Source organism: Streptomyces sp. NPDC051214 (genome assembly GCF_040682375.1).
Classification (GTDB): Bacteria; Actinomycetota; Actinomycetes; order Streptomycetales; family Streptomycetaceae; genus Streptomyces.
Genome location: NZ_JBFBAT010000013.1, coordinates 73256 through 91996, shown reverse-complemented (window position 1 = coordinate 91996; position 18741 = coordinate 73256). Strand labels below are relative to the sequence as shown.

Here is an 18741-nt window from a genome sequence, read left to right as displayed (position 1 = left end):
CAGTGTCCGGGGCCGGCATCGGTCTCTGTCGACCCCGGTGGACTCCGGCTGGCGGCGGGTCATAAGTGATCTTGGCGCTGTGGAACCCCTGGCACGGTAGACCATGGACAGCCCGTGTGCACCCTGCTCATCACTCTCTTTCGGACAACCCCGTTCCGCTGGTGCCGTGTTCAGGGCGCCTTGCCTGAGCGGGGCCCGTCAAGAGGTCGGCAGCGAAATGCTCACCGCAGGATGAACCTCTTCCGCATGTTGTTGGCAGGGTGACAAAAGCGGGTGCCCGTCACCGGGCTGAGTTCGCGTTGTGGTCGCGCGAGGAGAGGCGGGCTCGCATGCGTTCGCCTGCGTCAAGAGCTCGGGAGCGGAGTACTCATCTCTGGACGAAGCCACTCTTGGATTTGCTGTGCCAGAGACAAGGAAATGCCTGGTGCTTTCGGTCCATGGGCCTTTTCCAATTCGGCCGTTGCGCCGTTGAGTTACCCGTGCGTAAGGTCCGTTTCGAAAAGTCGAACAGGAAGCGGATCGGGCCTTATTGGACGGTATTGCCCGGTGCCTGCTTCGGTCCTCCCCGTGCGGATGCCCCTTCGCACACGTGGCCCCGGCTCCCCGCGGACCGCGTGAGGACCACTCCATCGGACCCCGCGGCGGCCCCCCTGTCGCGGGGTCCGCCCTCTGATCGGAGAGCAGCGATGACTGATGCCCTGAGCGGTCGGCGCACCGCACGGGTGGCCGCGGTCGCTGTGGCGGCGTGTGTGCTCGGCCTGCTGCCCGGTTCGGGCTCGGCCGCGCGGGATCAGCGGGAGGCCCGGCTCACGGCCGCATACGACTGCACCCTGCCCTCGGGCACCCGGCAGGTCGAGGTCACCGTGGCTGCCGCGTTTCCCGAGCGCGGCGCGGTCGGCAAGCCGATCAGGCCCGGGGAAGTGAGCGTACGAGCGACCTTGCCGCGGCCGGTCCTGGCCGAGCTGCTGCCCGACGGCACGGCATCCCTCGCGGGCACGGCCGTCCTGGCCACGACGATCGCCCAGGGGCGCGAGCGGGCACAGGCCGAGTGGGCGGACCTGGCTTCCGCCGAGGTGCGGCTGCCCGCACAGGGCGCCGTGGAGATCGGCCTCGGCGGTGACGTGCCCTATGTGACGGTCGGCTCTGCCGGCGATGTCACCTTCACGGCCGGGAAGTTGCACCTCTCCCTTACTGCCACCGCCGGTGCGGGCACCGGCGATGCGGGCGTGCGGCCGGTTCGGGCCAAGCTGGCCTGCACTCCGGCCAGGGGCGCGGACACCCTGCTCGCGGCCGTGCCCGTCGAGGCGCCCGCCTCCGAGACACCCGCAAAGCCACCCAGTGGCTCCGCCGCCCCGGACGGTGACACCCCGCGCGATGCCCCGCAGGGCATCGATGCCGGGCCGCAGTCGCGCGCCGCCACGGACACCTGCCCCGCACAGCCGCCCAAGGGCACGCTCGACCCCGAGCGGCTGCCGCCGGTGCCTGCGGGCGGGGAGGTCAGCGAGCTGGAGCCGACCTCGATGTGCGCGGTGCCGGCGGGCTTCGCCACCCTGCGCAAACTCAAGAGCTCGGCCCTGGTCAACGACCCGCGCGCGCAACGGGTCGGACTGATGCATCTGGCCATGCGGATGCGCGAGGTCAGGGCTCCCGATTACGTCGAGTACGACCACCTGGGGCTCATGCAACTGCCCGACACCCAGGGCACGTTCCTCACCTTCGGCTTCCAGCCGACCACCGCCAAGGTCCGCTTCGAGCCCGAGCCGGCGACCATCGTCAACATCATCCGACCGGGCAAGGCGCCGGTGACCCGGGTCGGCTATCGCCAGCATCTGCGCCTGTACGACGTACGGATCAACGGGGTGCCCCTGGATGTCGGGACCCGCTGCCGCACCTCGCGGCCCGTGGAGACGGAACTGACCGGCAGCTATCCGGTCAGCGAGGGCGGGCTGTTGCAGGGCGAGCTGAACATTCCGGCGCTCAGCGGGTGCGGCGCGCACGGCGAGGACCTGGACGTGCTGCTCTCCGGCGCCGTCTCCGGACCCGGCAACGCCCTGAAGATCCGCCAGGGGCGCGTCTGCGGCGCCGGATCCACCTGCAAGATCCCTGAGCTTCCCGACCTCTGATCGCCGGGCGAGCCGCGGGCCGCAAGCCCCGAGCCGAGACCTGAACCGTGCACAGCCCCGAACCGTGCACACCCCGAACTCTGAGCAAGGAGGTGCGATGGGAGTCGAAGTGGTCGTCGAAGGACTGACCAAGTCGTTCGGCAAGCAGAACATCTGGCAGAACGTGACCCTGACCCTGCCGCGCGGCGAGGTCAGCGTGATGCTCGGCCCGTCCGGCACCGGCAAGACGGTCTTCCTGAAGTCGATCGTCGGCCTGGTCCGCCCCGAGCAGGGGCACGTCCTCATCGACGGCGTCGACATGGTCAACAGCCGCGAACGGGACGTGTACGAGGCCCGCAAGCTCTTCGGCCTGATGTTCCAGGACGGCGCGCTCTTCGGCTCGCTCAGCCTCTTCGACAACGTCGCTTTCCCCCTGCGCGAGCACACCCGCAAGAAGGAAGCGCAGATCCGTCGCATCGTCATGGAGCGGCTCGACCTGGTCGGCCTGGCGGGAGCCGAGAAGAAGCTGCCCGGCGAGATATCGGGCGGCATGCGCAAACGCGTGGGCCTGGCCAGGGCGCTGGTGCTCGACCCGCAGATCATCCTGTGCGACGAGCCGGACTCGGGGCTCGACCCGGTGCGCACGTCCTACCTCTCGCAGTTGCTCATCGACATCAACGCCGAGATCGACGCGACGATGCTCATCGTCACCCACAACCTCGACATCGCGGCGACCGTCCCGGACAACATGGGGATGCTCTTCCGCCGCAACCTGGTGACCTTCGGGCCCCGCGAAGTGCTCCTGACCAGTGAGGAGCCGGTGGTCGAACAGTTCCTCAGCGCCCGCAGGGCAGGGCCCATCGGCATGTCCGAGGAGAAGGACCAGGCCACCTTGGACCTGGAGGCCGCGCACGGCATCATCGCCGGGCCCCCGGGTGAGCGGACCATCGTGCCGCAACTGGCGCCCACCCCCGGACTGCCCGAGCGCCAGGCGGTGCGCCGGCGCCGGGAGCGCGTCCAGGGCATGCTGCACGAACTGCCGCCCGCGGCCCGCCGCGCCATCGAGGCCAGCCTGCGCGAGGGCGATGCCCCCAGGCCCGCCGCGCCCCGGGTGGTCAGGGGAGCGGCCACATGAGCGCACCCCCCGCCCCGCGTCAGCCCCTGCCGGGCCTGGGCGTGCTGCGCGAGATCGGCCACCTGTTCGCGCTCGCCCTGAGCGTGCTCCGCCTGATGTTCAAACGGCCCTTTCAGTGGCGCGAGTTCGTCGAGCAGTTCTGGTTCATCGCCAGCGTCACGATCCTGCCCGCGATGCTGGTGACCATCCCCTTCGGGGCGGTCATCGCCCTCCAAGTGGGCTCCCTGATCGAGCAGTTCGGCGCCCAGGCCTTCACCGGCGGCGCCAGCGTCCTGGTCATCATCCAGCAGGCCAGCCCGCTGATCGTCTCCCTGCTCATCTCGGGTGTCGCCGGGTCCGCGATCTGCGCCGACCTCGCCTCGCGCACCATCCGCGAGGAACTGGACGCCATGCGGGTCATGGGCGTCTCGCCCGTCCAGCGCCTGGTCGTGCCCCGGGTGCTCGCCGTGATGCTGGTCGGTCTTCTCCTCAACGGCCTGGTCTCCGTGGTGGGCACCCTGGGCGGCTACTTCTTCAACGTCGTGATGCAGAACGGCACCCCGGGCGCGTACGTGGCCAGCTTCTCCGCGCTCGCCCAGCTGCCCGACCTCTACATCAGCGAGTTCAAGGCGCTGATCTTCGGCTTCATCGCCGGTGTGGTGGCCGCCTACCGCGGACTGAACCCCAAGGGCGGCCCCAAGGGCGTGGGGGACGTGGTCAACCAGTCGGTCGTCTTCACCTTCCTCATCCTCTTCTTCGTCAACATGGTCCTGACGGGCCTCTATCTGCAGCTCGTCCCCCCGAAGGGGCTGTGACCCATGGCCCTGACGCAACGCGGCAGCGATCGTGGCGGCAAGAGCCGCGCCTTCGCCTGGCTGGACCGCCCCGGCGACGAACTCCTCTTCTACCTGCGGGCGCTGATCTGGATTCCGCGCGCCATGCGCCGCTACCCCAAGGAGATCCAGCGCCTCCTCGCCGAGGTCGCCTTCGGCAGCGGCGGCCTGGGGGTGATCGGCGGCACCGTGGGCGTGATGATCGGCATCACCGTCTTCACCGGCACGGTCGTGGGCCTGCAGGGGTACGCGGCGCTCAGCCAGATCGGCACCGACGCGTTCACCGGCTTCGTCTCCGCCTACTTCAACACCCGCGAGATCGGCCCGCTGGTCGCCGCCCTGGCCCTGTCCACCACGGTCGGCGCCGGGTTCACCGCCCAGCTGGGCGCGATGCGCATCAACGAAGAGGTCGACGCCCTGGAGAGCATGGGCGTGCGCTCCACGCCCTTCCTGGTCAGCACCCGCATCGTGGCCGGCGCGATCGCGGTCATCCCGCTGTACGGCATCGGCCTGCTCGGCTCCTACCTGGCCTCACGGGCGACCACCGTGCTGTTCAACGCGCAGTCGACGGGCACCTACGACCACTACTTCAACCTGTTCCTGGTCCCCACGGACGTGCTCCTGTCCTTCCTCAAGGTGCTGATCTTCAGCGTGCTCGTGATCCTCGCGCACTGCTACTACGGCTTCCGCGCCTCGGGCGGCCCTGCCGGGGTGGGGGTGGCCGTCGGCCGCTCCGTGCGCACCGCGATCGTGCTGATCAGCGTCACCGACTTCTTCCTCAGCCTGGCGCTGTGGGGCGCCACCACCACGGTGAAGGTGGCCGGATGAGCGCCCCGCCCAAGACGCCACAGACCCCCTCCCGCCCGGCCACGGGGCCTGCGGCACGCACGCGCCCCACGGAGGGCGCCCTGGCCCGACGCAGACGGCTCGCCGGAGTGGTGTACCTCGTGGTGCCCGCCCTGCTGGTGTGGCTCTCGATCGCCGTGTACGACAAGGAGTTCACCGACTCCGCGACCGTCACCGTCGAGACGGGCCGCGCCGGCAGCGAGATGCACCCGCGCGCCGAGGTCAAGCTGCGCGGCGTCGTCGTCGGCGAAGTCGAGAGGATCGACACGGGCGGCCGCACCGCACGGCTCACCCTCGCCCTGCACCCCGACCAGATCGGCCGGGTTCCCTCCGACGTGCGGGCCCAGCTGCTGCCGACCACGTTGTTCGGGCAGCGGTACGTGGCTCTCGTACCGCCCGAAACTCCCTCGGCGCGCCCGCTGGCCGCGGGCAGTGTCATCCCGCAGGACCGCAGCCGCAGCGCCGTCGAGCTGGAGCAGGTGCTCGACAATCTGCTGCCCCTGCTGACCGCCGTGCAGCCGCAGAAACTGTCGGCCACCCTGTCGGCGCTCGCCCAGGCCCTCGAAGGACGGGGGCACAAGCTCGGCGAGTCGCTGGTGGAGCTCAACGGCTATCTGAAGGACTTCAACCCCCACCTGCCCTCCCTGAACCGCGACATCAAGCAACTCGTCGAACTGAGCGACACCTACGCCGATGCCGCACCCGACCTGGTCGACGCGCTGCACGACGCCACGACCACCAGCGCCACCATCGCCGCACAGCGAGCCGATCTGTCCACGCTGTACGCGTCGGTCACCAGCACATCCCAGGAGACCGGCAGCTGGCTGCGCGGCAACCGCGCCAACCTCATCCGGCTGACCGCCACCAGCCGCCCCACCCTGGAGATCCTCGCCCAGTACGCGCCCGCCTTCCCCTGCACCCTGAGCACGGTCGCCGACTTCGTGCCGGCGATGGACGCCGCCTTGGGCAAGGGCACCGACCGGCCGGGCCTGCACGTCGATGTGCGGGTCGTCCCCTCGCGCGGCGCCTACACACCGGGCCGGGACGCGCCCCGCTACGAGGCAGGGGGCGGGCCGCGCTGCTACCCCGTCCCCTACACGGGCGCCTCCTATGCCGCGCAGCAGAGCACGCCCACCACCCTGAGCGGGGTGTCCGGCGGACTCGGCGTGGCCAACTCGCCCCAGGAGAACAGCCTTGTCACCGAACTTCTCGCCGCACCGGACAAGGACCGGCGCGGCTCCCTGCCCGACTGGTCGAGCGTGCTGGCAGGACCGGCCTTCCGCGGGGCGGAGGTGCAGTTGAAGTGAGCGGACAGCGCAGCCTGACCGGCCCCGCCGTCAAATCGCTGATCTTCATCGTGGTGACCGCCCTGGCCACCACCGTGCTCGCCCTGAGCGTCTCGGGCAGCGACGTCGGCGGCAGTCGCAGCTACAAGGCCTGGTTCACCGATGCCACCGGGCTCAACGAAGGCGACTCGGTGCGCATCGCCGGGGTGAAGGTCGGCCAGGTGTCCTCGATCGAGATCGTCCAACGCCGGTATGCGCAAGTCGAGTTCACGCTGGAGGGGGAGCGGCGGATGCCCGCTTCGGCCACGGCGTCCATCAAGTACCTGAACATGCTCGGGCAGCGCTTCGTCGATGTGCGCCGCGGCGCCGGACCGGTCGGCCGCACCCTGCAGCCGGGGCAGACCATCCCGCTCAGCCGCACCACCCCCGCGCTCGACCTGACCCAGCTCTTCAACGGGTTCCAGCCGCTGATGCAAGGACTCTCCCCGCAGGACACCAACGCGCTCGCCGGATCGATCGTGCAGGTCCTGCAGGGCGAGGGCGGCACGGTCGAGAGCCTCCTTGCGACCGTCGGCTCGCTGACCACCACGGTGGCCGCCAAGGACCGGGTGATCGGGCAGGTCATCAGCAACCTCAACCGCGTACTGAAGGCGGTCAACACCCGGCAGAAGGGCTTCACCGAACTCATCGGCACGGTCGAGAAACTGGTCTCCGGTTTCTCCGACGACCGTAAGAGCGTGGGCCGGTCCGTCGAATCGCTGGCCAAGCTCAGCGTGAGCACCGCGGACCTGTTCGGCAAGAGCCGGGCACCCCTGAAGGAGGGCATCCGCGACCTGGGGCGGGTGTCCGAGACCCTCGCCGACAACGCGCCCCTGGTGGAGAACGTCCTACAGAAGACCCCACAGAAGATGGCCGCCATCTCCCGGACGGCCTCCTACGGCTCCTGGCTGAACCTCTACCTCTGCGAGGCGAAGGTCAGCGGTGTCTCGACCTACGACGACAGCCCACCGCCGACCGGACTCGCGATCAAGGACGCGAGGTGCCGCGCATGAAGCTGCCCCGACTGCGACGCCCCCGACTCAAACCGCTCAATGAGCGCAACCCGGTGGCCGTCGCCCTGGCCGGGCTCCTGGCCATGACCCTGATCGGGCTGCTCGCCTATAACGCCGAATCGCTGCCCGTGATCGGCGGCGGCACCCGCTACACCGCCGATTTCCGCGATTCGGTGGGGCTCAAGGCGGGCGACGAGGTACGCATCGCCGGCGTGCGGGTCGGCAAGGTGGAGGAGGTCGCCCTGGACGGCCCCAAGGTGAAGGTCACCTTCGAGGTGAAGGATGCCTGGATCGGTGACCGCAGCACCATCGGCATCGCCATCAAGACCCTCCTGGGCGCCAAATACCTGGCGGTCGATCCGCTCGGCAGCCGCAAACAGGACCCCGGCAAGCGCATCCCCGTCCGCCGCACCACCTCCCCGTACGACGTCATGGAGGCGTTCAACGGGCTGAGCCGCACCGCTGGTGCGCTGGACGAGGACCAGCTCGCCAAGAGCTTCAAGGCCGTCTCGGGGGCCTTCAAGAACACTCCGCCGCACGTCCGCAAAGCGATGAAGGGCCTCTCCGCGCTCTCCCGGACGATCTCCACGCGCAACGACGAGCTGTCCGAACTCCTCGATGGGTCAGCCCAGTTCACCACGTCCGTGAACAGCAAGAAGAAGCAGTTCGAGCGGCTGCTCGACAACGGCAACCTGCTCCTTGAAGAGGTACGCCACCGTCGTCATTCCATCCATGCGCTGCTGGTCGGCGCCCGCGACCTCGGCACCGAGATCAGCGGTCTCGTCGGCGACAACGAACGCCGGCTGGGCCCCGCGCTGGCCGCGCTCGACCGCGTGACCGGCGTCCTGAGCAAGAACCAGAAGAACCTCGACAAGGCCCTGGCCGCCGCCGGGCCCTACTACCGGCTCGTGGGCAACACCCTGGGCAACGGGCGCTGGATGGACGGCTATCTGTGCGGCCTGGTCCCCAAGGACTACCTACCCGCGGGCACGGGACCGGCCAGCGGATGCATGCCGCCGAAACAGGGAGGCGGACGCTGATGGCCCGCACACGACCACCCGCCCGCACGCAGTCATCCGAGCGCGCACGACGACGCGCGCGTCGTGGGCTGGGGGAGCGGGTCGCCGATGCCACCGGCTCCCTGTGGGGCGGACGGCTCGTGGTCATCCTCATCGTCCTCGCGCTCCTCGCCGCGGGCGGGATCGCCGGGGTGACGGCGCTCGCCCGCGGCGGGGACGGCAAGCACCTCACCGCCTACTTCGACCGTGCCGTCGCCGTCCACGAGGGCTCCGACCTCAGGGTGCTGGGGGTGCGCGTCGGCAGCGTCGACGAGATCCGGCCCCAGGGCCGACAGGTGCGGGTGCGGCTCACCCTGGACGAAGGCGTCAAGGTGCCCGCCCAGGTGCAGGCGGTCGTGGTCGCCCCCAGCGTGGTGTCAGGACGGTTCGTGCAGCTCAGCCCCGCCTACAGCGGCGGCCCGCAGATCCGCGACGGGGACGTCATCAGCGCCGAGCACACGGCGACCCCCGTCGAGGTCGACGACCTCCTCAAGAGCGTCACCGAGTTGAGCGACGCGCTGGGCCCCGACGGGGCGAACAAGGACGGTGCTCTGGCCGGGCTCGTCGAGGCCGGGGCGAAGAACCTGAACGGCAACGGCAAGGACATCGGCGACACCATCCACCAGCTCGGCGGCGCCTCCGCCGTCCTCAACGGCAACAGCGGCGACCTCGTCACCACCGTCGAGCAGCTGGCGGAGTTCATCGGCATGCTCAAGCGCAAGGACGGTCAAGTGGCCCGTGCCGAGCAGCAGGTGTCGGAGGTGGCGGGCTTCCTCGCCGCGGACAAGACCGACCTCGCCGGCGCCCTCAAGGAACTTGGGACGGCCCTTGGCCAGGTCAAGAAGTTCATCAAGGACAACCGGGGCCGCCTGAAGTCGAACGTCGACAAGCTGGCGGGCCTGACCCGGTCCGTCGTCGAGCAGCGGGCCTCGGTGGCCGAGGCCCTGGATGTCCTGCCGCTGGCCGCCGCCAACCTCGACCAGGCCTACAACCCGCGCACCCGCACCATCGACGGCCGCGCCAACATCACCGAACTGGCCTCGGTGAGCGGCACCGCGAACGGCGGCGCTGCACGCGGCGGCGCCGAGGATCTCGTGGCCGTCCCCCAGAAGCGGGTCAAGAGTCTGCCCGTGCTGCCGCTGCCGCCGGTCGGCTCCGTCTACGGCACGGCGGACCAGGCCGGGGGAGGCCGCCCATGAAGCGCCGCACCGCCCGCATCGCCATGGGCCTGTCCCTGAGCGTGACCCTGCTCGGCCTGGCCCTGGGCGCCGGCGGCCTGCCGGACTTCGACGGCCTGCAGGATCTGCCGCTGCCCGGCGGAGCCGACCTCGGCGACCATCCCTATGAGGTCACCGCCGAGTTCCGCGACGTCGTCAGCCTCTTCCCGCACTCCGCGGTCAAGGTCAACGACGTCGAGGTCGGCCGCGTGACCCGCATATCCCTCGCCGACAACGGCTGGGCCGCCCGCGTCACCCTCAAGGTCAACGGCGGCGTACGGCTGCCCGCCAACGCCTACGCCAACCTCGAGCAATCCAGCGTCCTGGGCGAGAAGTACGTGCAACTCGTCGCCCCCAAGGACATGCGTGCCCGCCCCGACCTCCAGGACACCGCGAGGGGCACCACGGCCGCCTACGCCGCCGACCAGGGCCGGCTGCGTGACGGCGATGTGATCCCGCCGGCCCGCACCAACCGCAACCCCGAGATCGAGGAGGTCTTCGGCGCCCTGTCGATGGTCCTCAGCGGCGGCGGCGTACAGCAGATCCAGACCATCTCCCGCGAATTGAACAAGGCGCTCGGCGGCAAGGAGGGGGACATCCGCTCCGTGCTGCGGCAGATCAACACCACCGCGAAGAGCCTGGACAAAAACAAGAAACACATCACCGACGCCCTCGACGGCATGAACCGGCTCTCCACCACCCTGGCCACCCGCGACCGCAAGATCGGCGACATCCTGCGGGACCTGCCGCCCGGCCTGAAGGTCCTCAGCGACCAGCGCTCCTCCCTCGTGAGCATGCTGCGCGCCCTGGACTCGCTCTCCACGGTCGCCGTCGACACCGTCGACCGCACCAAGGACGACCTGGTCGCCGACCTCAAGGCCCTGGCCCCGGTCCTGAAGAACCTCGCCGACTCGGGCGCCGACCTGCCCGCGTCCCTGCAGGTGATGTTCACCTATCCCTTCACGGACGAGGTGCTCACCGGGGTGAAGGGCGACTACCTCAACGTCTACCTGAAGATCGCCGCGGCCCCCGGCACGGAGATCGTGCCACCCGTCCGCGGCGGCGGCACCGCCACGCGCTCATCCCTGCCGCTGCCCGCGGTCACCGCAACCTCAGGAGGCGACTCCTAGTGCTCACCCGCGCCACCCACCTGAAGAACATCGCCTTCCTTGTACTCGGCGTCCTCGTCCTTGCCTACATCGCCACCACGTACGCCGATCTGGGGCGATACGTGGGCGCGCGCGACCACTACACGGTCAAGGTGCAACTCGCCCAGACCGGCGGCCTGTTCAGCCACGGCAACGTCACCTACCGGGGCGTCGACGTCGGCCGGGTGGAAGCCGTGGAGCTGACGCCCGACGGAGTCGAGGCCCGCATCCGCATCAAGGAATCGGCGCCGAAGATTCCCAGCGACCTGGACGCGAAAGTCGCCAACCTCTCGGCGGTGGGCGAGCAGTACCTCGACCTGAGCCCGCGCACCGACGAGCCGCCCTACCTCGCCGACGGCTCGGTCGTCCCGCGCGCGGCCACGCACACCCCCGCGCCGGTCACCGACGTACTCACCAGCGTCGACCGGCTGGCCTCCTCGGTGGACACCGCCGCACTGCGCACGGTCGTCGACGAACTCGGCAAGAGCTTCGAGGGACGCGGACAGGACCTGCAGATCCTCCTCGACACCAGCAGCGAATTCATCCGCGCGGCCAAGAAGTCCCTGCCGGCCACGACCCGGCTCCTCATCGACGGCGAGACGGTCCTGCGCACCCAGAACGAACAGTCCAAAGCCCTGAAGTCCTTCGCGAGCGGCACCGCCGAACTGGCCGCCCAGCTCAAGCAGTCCGACCCCGACCTGCGCCGCCTCATCGCCCAGACCCCCGACGCGGCCACCCAGTTCACCGCCCTCCTGCAGGACACCGACCCCGGCCTGAGCGTCGTGCTTGCCAACCTCACCACCACCTCCGAGCTCCTGGTGACCCGCCAGCGCGGCACCCGCGAACTGATGGTGCGCATCCCGCAGGTCGCCTCCACCGGAGCGAGCGCCATCGGCCCCGACGGCGTGCGCTTCGGCATGACCACCACGTTCTTCAAGCCGCTGCCCTGCACCGCCGGATACGGCGGCACCACCTACCGCAACGGCCTGGACACCTCACCGGCCCCCACCAACACCGAGGCGGCCTGCACCGCACGTCCCGGCAGCGGTCAGAACGTCCGCGGCTCGGGCAACGCACCGCGCGGCGGCGTGCCCGAGCCCGCCCGGCCCGGATCCGGCGGGACGAGGCAAGGCCAGGCACCCGCCAACAGCCCCACCGACCTGAGCGGGCTGCTCGGGATGGGCACGTCATGAGGGAGAGGGGAACCATGGGGCAACGCGGCGCATGGACGGCCGCACTGCTGGCGGGAGCGCTGTTCTGCGGCTTCTCGGGATGGACGTACGCCCACACGCGGGCCGACGACGACCTGGCCTACGCCCGCGACCGTGACAGCGCACTGGACGCCGCCCGCAAGCACATCGCGGTGCTCAACACCATGGACGGCAAGGACGTGCGGGCCTCGCTGCGCGCCTGGACCCAGGCGGCGGACGGGCCCCTCGCGGACGAGCTGCGGCGCACCGGCGACGACAGCGCCAAGGCCCTCGAGCAGGAGGGCACCACCACCCGCGGCACGGTCACCGACGCGGCGGTCATCGCCCTGGACAGCCGGGCGGGCACGGCGAAGGTCATCGCCACGGTCCGCGTCGAGGTGACCGCACGCACCGGCACATCCACCACCGACCGCAAACGCTTCGAGGCGGGCCTCGACGACAGCGGGGCGGGCTGGAAACTCAGCTCCCTGAGCGCGGTCCCGGTCGCAGCGGAATGAGAGGGCGCAGGGACATGAGGGGCCGCAACCAGATGAGGGGATGCACATGAGCGCCGGACTGAAGCCTCGGCGCGGGGTGGATGCCGCCACGGCCGGGGAGGGGAGCGGCTCCGACGCCGGGACGCAGCCCGCGCCCCGCCGTGGGCGCCGCGGAGGCCGCACGGTGCTCGCCCTCCTGCTGGCCGTGCTGCTCCTGAGCGGCGCCACCCTCCTGGTCCTCACCGACCGGACCGCGCACACGCCGGGCGCCACCAACCAGGCGCTGACCGACAGCGAGCGGACCCGTCGGGTCATCGCAGACATCAGCGACGCACTCACCACGGTGTTCACCTACACACCCCAGGACCTGGCCACCACCGAGCGGCGCGCGCAGGACGTGCTGCGGGGCGAAGCGGCCAAGGACTACCGGTCCCTGGTCGCGAAACTCCGCCGACAAGTGGGCGCACAGGAGCTGTGGCTGACCACGCAGGTCGTACGGGCCGGAGCCGTGGAGCTCACCGGCGACACGGCCCGTCTCCTGGTCTTCCTCGACCAGCGGGCCAAGCGCAAAGGCGCCAAGGCGACCACGGCGGCCGCCCAGCTCTCGATCACCGCGCGCCTGGACCACGGCCGCTGGAGGATCACCGACATCAAGGCCCGCTAGGGCATCACCTCTAGGGCATCACCGGAGAGGGACATGGCACGTACGACACCCCGACACCGTACGAGACTCGCGCTCGCCTCCGCGGCGGCCGCCCTCGCCCTGGGCTTCGCCGCCTGGACGGGCTCGTCCTGGTACGCGGCGGCCCACGACGACTCAGCGCGGTTCGCACAGGTCCGTGACGAGGTGCTCGCGGCGGGCGAACAGGCCGCCTTGAACATGAACACCCTCGACCACCGTGACCTCGAGCGCGGCCTGGACGCCTGGGAGCAGTCCGCCACCGGCAGTCTCCTGGACGAACTGCGCAAGGGCAGGCCCGAGTTCGAGAAGCAGGTGCGCACCGCCCGCACGGTCACCACGGCCGAGGTGCTGTCCGGAGCCGTGACCGAACTGGACGAGCGCGAGGGCCGGGCCGGTGTTCTGATCGCGATGCGGATCACCGTCGACCCGCCCAAGAAGAAGCCGAGCACCAAGGAGAGCCGACTCCTTGGCGAGCTCACCCGCACCGGCGACGGCTGGAAGCTGAGCGGTCTCGGCCAGGCCCCCGCAGGCGAGACCCCCACCGACACTCCGTCCGACTGAGGGGCCGATCCATGTCGACGACACGCCATATGGTCAACCGGCAGCGGCGCCTGGCCGCGGTCAAGGCCCGCGAAACACCCGCCCTCGCACGACGGGCCCCGCGTCCGCGACCTCAACCCCGGGACAAGTCCGCCCGGAGAAACCGCAGATCGCTCAGATCCGTCCCCTGGCCCCTGCTGCTCGCCCTGCTTGCCGTACTGGCCGCGGCCTTCTCGATCTTCGCCCACACCCGGGCCGGGGCCGAGCGCGACCTGCCCGCCCTGCGCAACACGGCGCTGACCGACGCGGCCCGCACCAGCGAGGTCAAAGGCACCGTCGGCCAGGCCGTCGACGCGGTCTTCTCCTACGACCACACCCACCCGGGCCGGACCGAGAAGGCCGCGGACAAATACCTCACCGGCAAGGCGGTCGCCCAGCACCGGGACATGCTCGCGCAGGTCCGTGCCCGGGGCGAGCGGCAAAAGCTCGTCCTGAGCACCACCGTCACGCACAGCGGAGTCGAGGTCATCGACGGCGACCGCGCCCGTGCGCTGGTGTTCGCCGACCAGAGCAACACCAGTACCGCCAAGGGCGGTTCGGCCAGCCACGCGGCCGCCATGTTCGCCGTGGACGTGATCCACCGGGGCGGTACCTGGCAGATCGCGAACATCGACACGTTCAGCAGGTAAGGGGAGTCAACCATGAGGAACACCAGACGCGGGCGGCGGCACAGCGCCGCGCTCTTGTCCGCCGCCCTCGGGGTCGCGGTCGCGGCGACCGTGTCCGGGTGCAGTTCACGTGTCGACGACGGCCCGCAGGTGGACTGGGCCTCGGACGTGTGCGACAGCGTGCAGGACGTCGGGTCGCAGCTGAAGCTTCCCGCCGCGGACCAGAAGGACGCCAAGAAGTACCACGCGGAGGTCGTCACCTTCATGGAGGCGCTCGAGCGGCAACTGGGGGCGCTGGACAAGAAGATGCGGCAGGACGGCGCACCGCCCGTCGACGGCGGCGACGCCGCGTACAAGAAGGCGCTCAAGAACCTCCGCGGCGCCCGCAGCAGCCTCGCCGGCACCACTTCAGAACTCAAGAAGGCCAAGGTCACCGATGGGAAGTCGCTGAAGGTGGCGCTGAAGAAGGCAGGCGAGGACATGGGCAAGGCGGGTGGGTATCAGGGCCCCGCCCATGACTTCCGTACCGACCCCGCGCTCAAGCATGCCTTCGACAAGGCGCCGGAGTGCGAGAACCTGCCCGGTGTCGGACCCTCGGCACCATCGGCCGGGTAAGGGCGTGACGCCGTGGATGACGGCTCAGGCCCCACCGAACGCACCGACCGCCCGGATCACAAGAACCGCCTGGTCGCGGACCGCCTTGTCGCGGACCGCCTCGTCGCGCCGCCCGACCCGCTCGCGCCTCGCGGCATCCCGCTCGGCGGCCCGCTGCGGGCGGCGGGCAGGGCCGCGACCCTGCTGATCATGGCTACGGCACTCGTGCACATGACGCTCCTGGTCCTGTACGTCAGCCCCGCCCTCTCCTCGGCCGACACCCGCCCGGCACAGGCCGAAGCGTGGCTGCAGCCGCTGTTCCCGCAGGACTGGGACATCTTCGCGCCCGACCCGCCCCACACCAACACCCATCTGGAGGCGCGCAGTTGGCGCGCGGACCGCCCCGGCCGGTGGATCGACCTCACCGCCCGCGACATCGCCGCACACCGGCACAACCCGCTGCCCAGCCGGGAGGACCAGGCCGTCCTGCGCAAGGCGGTCGGCGCCCACCTCGCGGGCTCGCCGCACACCCAGCTGAGGGCGCCGCTGACCCCCGCGGCAAAGTATCTGCGCAACGTTGTCGTCGTCCGCCTGCACGACCTCGGCGAGCCGCGCCCGGACGCCGTCGAGCTGCGCCTGCGTACCGTGCCCATCGCCCCGCCCGGCGGCCTTGCACCGGCCGCGAGCCGCCGACCGCTGGGCACCTGGGAGGTGGTCCCGTGACGTTACGTCAGGCCTCGGCTGCGGTGCCCGCCGTCACCGAGGACGGCGGCCGGGGCATGCGGGAGCGCCTGCACACCGCGATCCGCACGCCGTTCGGGCTGTACGGAGCCGCGGTCCTGCGCATCGGCGTCTCGGGGCTCTTCCTGCTCAACCTGCTGCGCGAGGCGGGCCACGCTGACCGCCTCTGGGGCCCCGGATCCCCCTACACCCCCGAACTCCTCCGTGCCTCGATCGAGGCACGCGGCGCCGACGGCCGGCTGTCTTGGTGGTACACCTGGCTGGGCACACCGAGCCCCGACTACTTCTGGGCCGCCTATGTGCTGGCGGTCGCGGTCAGTGCGCTGTACCTGCTGGGCTGGCACACCCGCCTCATGGCGGTCCTCTTCGCCTTCGTCGTCGCGGGCTTCTACATGCGCTCGACGGTCGCGAGCAGCGGCTTCGAGCTGCTGAGCCTGCTGTTCGCCAACTACCTGGTGCTGTGCGCGTCAGGCCGCCGCTGGTCCCTGGACGCCCGCCGCGCCGCCCGTGCGACTCCCGCACCCGTGACCCCGTACGAAGAACTGCGCCGCCGCGTCGTCACCGTCCTGCACAACGCGGGCATGGCACTGATCGCCTTCCAGGTGATGGTGGTCTACGCCACCGCGGGCCTCTACAAGCTCCGTGGCGCGACGTGGCGGGACGGCAGCGCGCTGCACTACGCCCTGCGTCTCGACGACTTCGCGACGTTCCCCGAGCTCTCCGGCCGGCTGGCGGGGCAGGGGAGTGTGCTGACGCTGCTTGCGTATGTCACCCTCGCCTCCCAGCTGCTGTTCCCCGTGCTGGTGTTCGTGCCGCGGCTCAAGTACGCCGTCCTGGGCGTCATGCTGGGCACGCATGCGGGCATCGGGCTGCTGCTGGCGCTGCCGATGTTCTCGGCGATCACCGTCGTGGGGGATCTGGTGTTCCTGCCGACCATGTTCTGGCTGCGGGCGGCCCGCGCGGCGCGGCTGCTGCGCTCGTCCCACGCGACGATCCCGTAATTCGGTGGAGCCGGCACGCCGGGGTGCTTACACTCAGCCGCTCAAGATCCATGCGTGCGAACGAGGTGTGTTTGATGACGGTCCGAGCCACGGCTGCCGACTCCGGTCGGCTGTCTGCCGCCCCCGTAATGACCTCATCGAACCGAAGGAACACCACAAGTGGATCTTCCACGCATCTTCACCCTTCGCGAGAGTAGCCACCGCGTCCACAACCCGATCACCCCTGGCAAGCTCGCCGTCCTGGGCCAGGCGCTGCACCTGGCGCCCGGCACGCGCGCACTCGACCTCGCCAGCGGATCGGGCGAGATGCTGTGCACCTGGGCCCGCGACCACGACGTCACCGGGACAGGAGTGGACATCAGCACGGTGTTCACCGAGAAGGCCCGCGCCCGTGCCGCCGAACTGGGCGTCGCCGACCGGGTCACCTTCGCGCACGACGACGCAGCCGGCTTCGTCGCGGACGAGCCGGTCGATCTGGCCGCGTGCGTCGGCGCCACCTGGATCGGCGGCGGCGTGGCGGGCACCGTCGAGCTGCTGGCCCAGAGTCTGCGCCCGGGCGGCCTGATGCTGATCGGTGAGCCGTACTGGCGTCGGGAGGTGCCGGACCGGGAAACCGCCCGAGCCTGCCACGCCACCAGCAAGGACGACTTCCTGGGACTGCCGGAGCTGATCGAGCAATTCGGCGATCTCGGCTACGACGTCGTGGAAATGGTCCATGCCGATCAGGACAGCTGGGACCGGTATCAGGCGGCACAGTGGCTCAACCTCCGCCGCTGGCTGGACGGGAACCCCGATGACGAGCTGGCCGACGAGGTACGGGCCGAGCTCACCACCGATCCCGCCCGCTACACGCGGTACCAGCGGGAGTACCTCGGCTGGGGGGTCTTCGCACTGATGGGCCGCTGACGGCCCCGTGAGCGCGGGTCCGGGCAGCGTTGCTGTCCGGACCCGCGTGCCTGCTACGTGTCGTAGGTGAGGTTCAGTTCGATCGTGTTGCCGGGGCCCGCGACGAACGCGCTGATCATGTCGTTGAAGGCGCCGCAGTCCTTCAGCGCGGGCAGGGTGTAGGTGCCCTTGAGCTTGCCGCCGGTGTGCGGTTCGAAGCGGCCCTCGCTGGCGAGGTCGACGCCGGCGGGCTCGTTTGTCCTGCAGTTTGGTCCGCCCCCGATGGGCAGGCCGAGCGCGTTCACTCCGGTGAGTTTGACGTGCGTCTCGGAGTGCGTCTTGAGGCTGCCTGCCGTGTCGAGGGTGCCTGTCGTCCGTCCGATCGGCTCGAAGGAGATGTCCGCGGTGGCGGGCAGGAAGCCGAGGAGGGTGAACTTGCCCTTGGTCGGGGCGAGTTCCAGGTCTGCGTCGAAGGTCCCCTTGGCTGGGTCGTAGCGGGCGTCGATGCCGCCGGTCAGTGGGGCGCTGCCCTTGCCCGCCTTGATGAACGTGCTGCCCGTGATGCCGTAGCTCAGCTGCAAGGGCTCGCCACCCGGGTCCGGTGGGTCGGTCGGGTCGGTCGGGCCCGCTTCGACCTGGACGGTGTGCAGCGTCTTGTTCTGGTCGGCGGGATCGAGGGTGCATTCGGTCTCGAAGGTGTCGAGGGCCGTCTTGGCGCCGGTCGCGTCCCGCGGGGTCATCGTCAGGAGCAGGCTGTTGACGTCGATCTTCACGCTGCCGGGCTGTCGGAAAGTCAGCGCCGGGGCCTGGCCGGTGGCGGTCACGTCGAAGTCGGCGGGCGGCTGCGGCAGGGGAGTCTTCGAGATGGTGTTGTCGAGGGCGATGTTCAGCGGGCCCTCGGGCATGTGCACGGTGACGTCCGCTGTGGCGATGCCTTCGAGGGTGGTGCCGCCGACCGTGCGCAGGGCGGTGGCCGCCGCCTTGCTCACCTTGGACACCGAGGTGATCCGGAAGGCCGGGATCTGCTGGCCGACCTGCACCTTTTCCGGCAGATCCGCCGTGATGACGACCGTCAGCGGATCCTCCTCCATGAGCGGGAACACGCACGTGTAGGTCTGCGTCAAGGACACCGAGCCCGCGGTGGCCGGTGGGCCGGACGTGAAGCCGATCAGCCCGGCGAGCAGCACGATGGCGGGGGCGGCCCGCCACCCTGGGGCGCGCAATCTCAGCACTGCCTCTCCAAGTTGTGCGGAACGGGTCCGGCCCCCCGCCTTCAGGGGGCGGGGG

At 70.4% G+C, this 18741-nt stretch carries 19 protein-coding genes; 18 read left to right on the top strand and 1 reads right to left on the bottom strand.

Annotated elements, in window-relative coordinates:
- Positions 1 to 686 precede the first annotated feature (686 nt).
- From AB0M70_RS30815 to AB0M70_RS30730, 18 genes are all read left to right on the top strand, one after another.
- Positions 687 to 2123: a DUF6801 domain-containing protein gene (locus AB0M70_RS30815; RefSeq protein WP_365824987.1), complete on the top strand. Its 1437-nt coding sequence runs from the start codon at positions 687 to 689 to the stop codon at positions 2121 to 2123.
- A gap of 97 nt (positions 2124 to 2220) precedes the next feature.
- The gene (locus tag AB0M70_RS30810) at positions 2221 to 3237 is read left to right on the top strand and encodes an ATP-binding cassette domain-containing protein (protein WP_365824985.1); all 1017 of its coding nucleotides are present in this window, start codon (positions 2221 to 2223) and stop codon (positions 3235 to 3237) included.
- Positions 3234 to 4031, top strand: a complete 798-nt coding sequence (locus AB0M70_RS30805; RefSeq protein ID WP_365824983.1) for an ABC transporter permease — start codon at positions 3234 to 3236, stop codon at positions 4029 to 4031. The genes AB0M70_RS30810 and AB0M70_RS30805 overlap by 4 nt, the downstream gene beginning before the upstream one ends.
- 3 nt (positions 4032 to 4034) lie before the next feature.
- Positions 4035 to 4877 carry an ABC transporter permease gene (locus AB0M70_RS30800; protein ID WP_365824981.1) on the top strand — a complete coding sequence of 281 codons (843 nt, stop codon included), beginning with the start codon at positions 4035 to 4037 and terminating at the stop codon, positions 4875 to 4877.
- Entirely contained in the window at positions 4874 to 6202 is a 1329-nt protein-coding gene (locus AB0M70_RS30795) for an MCE family protein (RefSeq protein WP_365824979.1), read from the top strand. Before AB0M70_RS30800 ends, AB0M70_RS30795 begins: the two co-directional genes overlap by 4 nt.
- Positions 6199 to 7233, top strand: a complete 1035-nt coding sequence (locus tag AB0M70_RS30790) for an MCE family protein (RefSeq protein WP_365824977.1) — start codon at positions 6199 to 6201, stop codon at positions 7231 to 7233. The genes AB0M70_RS30795 and AB0M70_RS30790 overlap by 4 nt, the downstream gene beginning before the upstream one ends.
- Positions 7230 to 8273 carry an MCE family protein gene (locus tag AB0M70_RS30785; RefSeq protein ID WP_365824975.1) on the top strand — a complete coding sequence of 348 codons (1044 nt, stop codon included), beginning with the start codon at positions 7230 to 7232 and terminating at the stop codon, positions 8271 to 8273. Before AB0M70_RS30790 ends, AB0M70_RS30785 begins: the two co-directional genes overlap by 4 nt.
- A complete protein-coding gene (locus tag AB0M70_RS30780) occupies positions 8273 to 9490 on the top strand; it encodes an MCE family protein (RefSeq protein ID WP_365824973.1) in 1218 nt (405 codons plus the stop codon). The genes AB0M70_RS30785 and AB0M70_RS30780 overlap by 1 nt, the downstream gene beginning before the upstream one ends.
- A gap of 23 nt (positions 9491 to 9513) precedes the next feature.
- The gene (locus AB0M70_RS30775) at positions 9514 to 10638 is read left to right on the top strand and encodes an MlaD family protein (protein WP_365825306.1); all 1125 of its coding nucleotides are present in this window, start codon (positions 9514 to 9516) and stop codon (positions 10636 to 10638) included.
- The gene (locus tag AB0M70_RS30770; protein ID WP_365824971.1) at positions 10638 to 11849 is read left to right on the top strand and encodes an MlaD family protein; all 1212 of its coding nucleotides are present in this window, start codon (positions 10638 to 10640) and stop codon (positions 11847 to 11849) included. Before AB0M70_RS30775 ends, AB0M70_RS30770 begins: the two co-directional genes overlap by 1 nt.
- Positions 11850 to 11863: 14 nt before the next feature.
- The gene (locus AB0M70_RS30765) at positions 11864 to 12364 is read left to right on the top strand and encodes a hypothetical protein (protein ID WP_365824969.1); all 501 of its coding nucleotides are present in this window, start codon (positions 11864 to 11866) and stop codon (positions 12362 to 12364) included.
- Between the two features lie 46 nt (positions 12365 to 12410).
- On the top strand, positions 12411 to 13007 hold the full coding sequence (locus AB0M70_RS30760) for a hypothetical protein (protein ID WP_365824967.1): 597 nt from the start codon (positions 12411 to 12413) through the stop codon (positions 13005 to 13007).
- A 33-nt stretch (positions 13008 to 13040) separates the two neighbouring features.
- Positions 13041 to 13586 carry a hypothetical protein gene (locus AB0M70_RS30755; protein WP_365824965.1) on the top strand — a complete coding sequence of 182 codons (546 nt, stop codon included), beginning with the start codon at positions 13041 to 13043 and terminating at the stop codon, positions 13584 to 13586.
- 11 nt (positions 13587 to 13597) lie between these two features.
- Positions 13598 to 14254: a hypothetical protein gene (locus tag AB0M70_RS30750; RefSeq protein WP_365824963.1), complete on the top strand. Its 657-nt coding sequence runs from the start codon at positions 13598 to 13600 to the stop codon at positions 14252 to 14254.
- Positions 14255 to 14266: 12 nt separating this feature from the next.
- Positions 14267 to 14848, top strand: coding sequence for a hypothetical protein (locus tag AB0M70_RS30745; protein ID WP_365824961.1), 582 nt, complete (start codon positions 14267 to 14269; stop codon positions 14846 to 14848).
- A gap of 12 nt (positions 14849 to 14860) precedes the next feature.
- Complete coding sequence (locus tag AB0M70_RS30740; protein ID WP_365824959.1) at positions 14861 to 15550, top strand: DUF5819 family protein; 690 nt, start codon at positions 14861 to 14863, stop codon at positions 15548 to 15550.
- Positions 15547 to 16569, top strand: coding sequence for an HTTM domain-containing protein (locus AB0M70_RS30735; protein ID WP_365824957.1), 1023 nt, complete (start codon positions 15547 to 15549; stop codon positions 16567 to 16569). Before AB0M70_RS30740 ends, AB0M70_RS30735 begins: the two co-directional genes overlap by 4 nt.
- A 159-nt stretch (positions 16570 to 16728) precedes the next feature.
- Positions 16729 to 17475, top strand: a complete 747-nt coding sequence (locus AB0M70_RS30730; protein WP_365824954.1) for a methyltransferase domain-containing protein — start codon at positions 16729 to 16731, stop codon at positions 17473 to 17475.
- Positions 17476 to 17528: 53 nt separating this feature from the next.
- Here AB0M70_RS30730 and AB0M70_RS30725 read toward each other — a convergent pair whose 3' ends face one another.
- Entirely contained in the window at positions 17529 to 18686 is a 1158-nt protein-coding gene (locus AB0M70_RS30725; RefSeq protein WP_365824952.1) for a DUF6801 domain-containing protein, read from the bottom strand.
- Between the last annotated feature and the right edge of the window lie 55 nt (positions 18687 to 18741).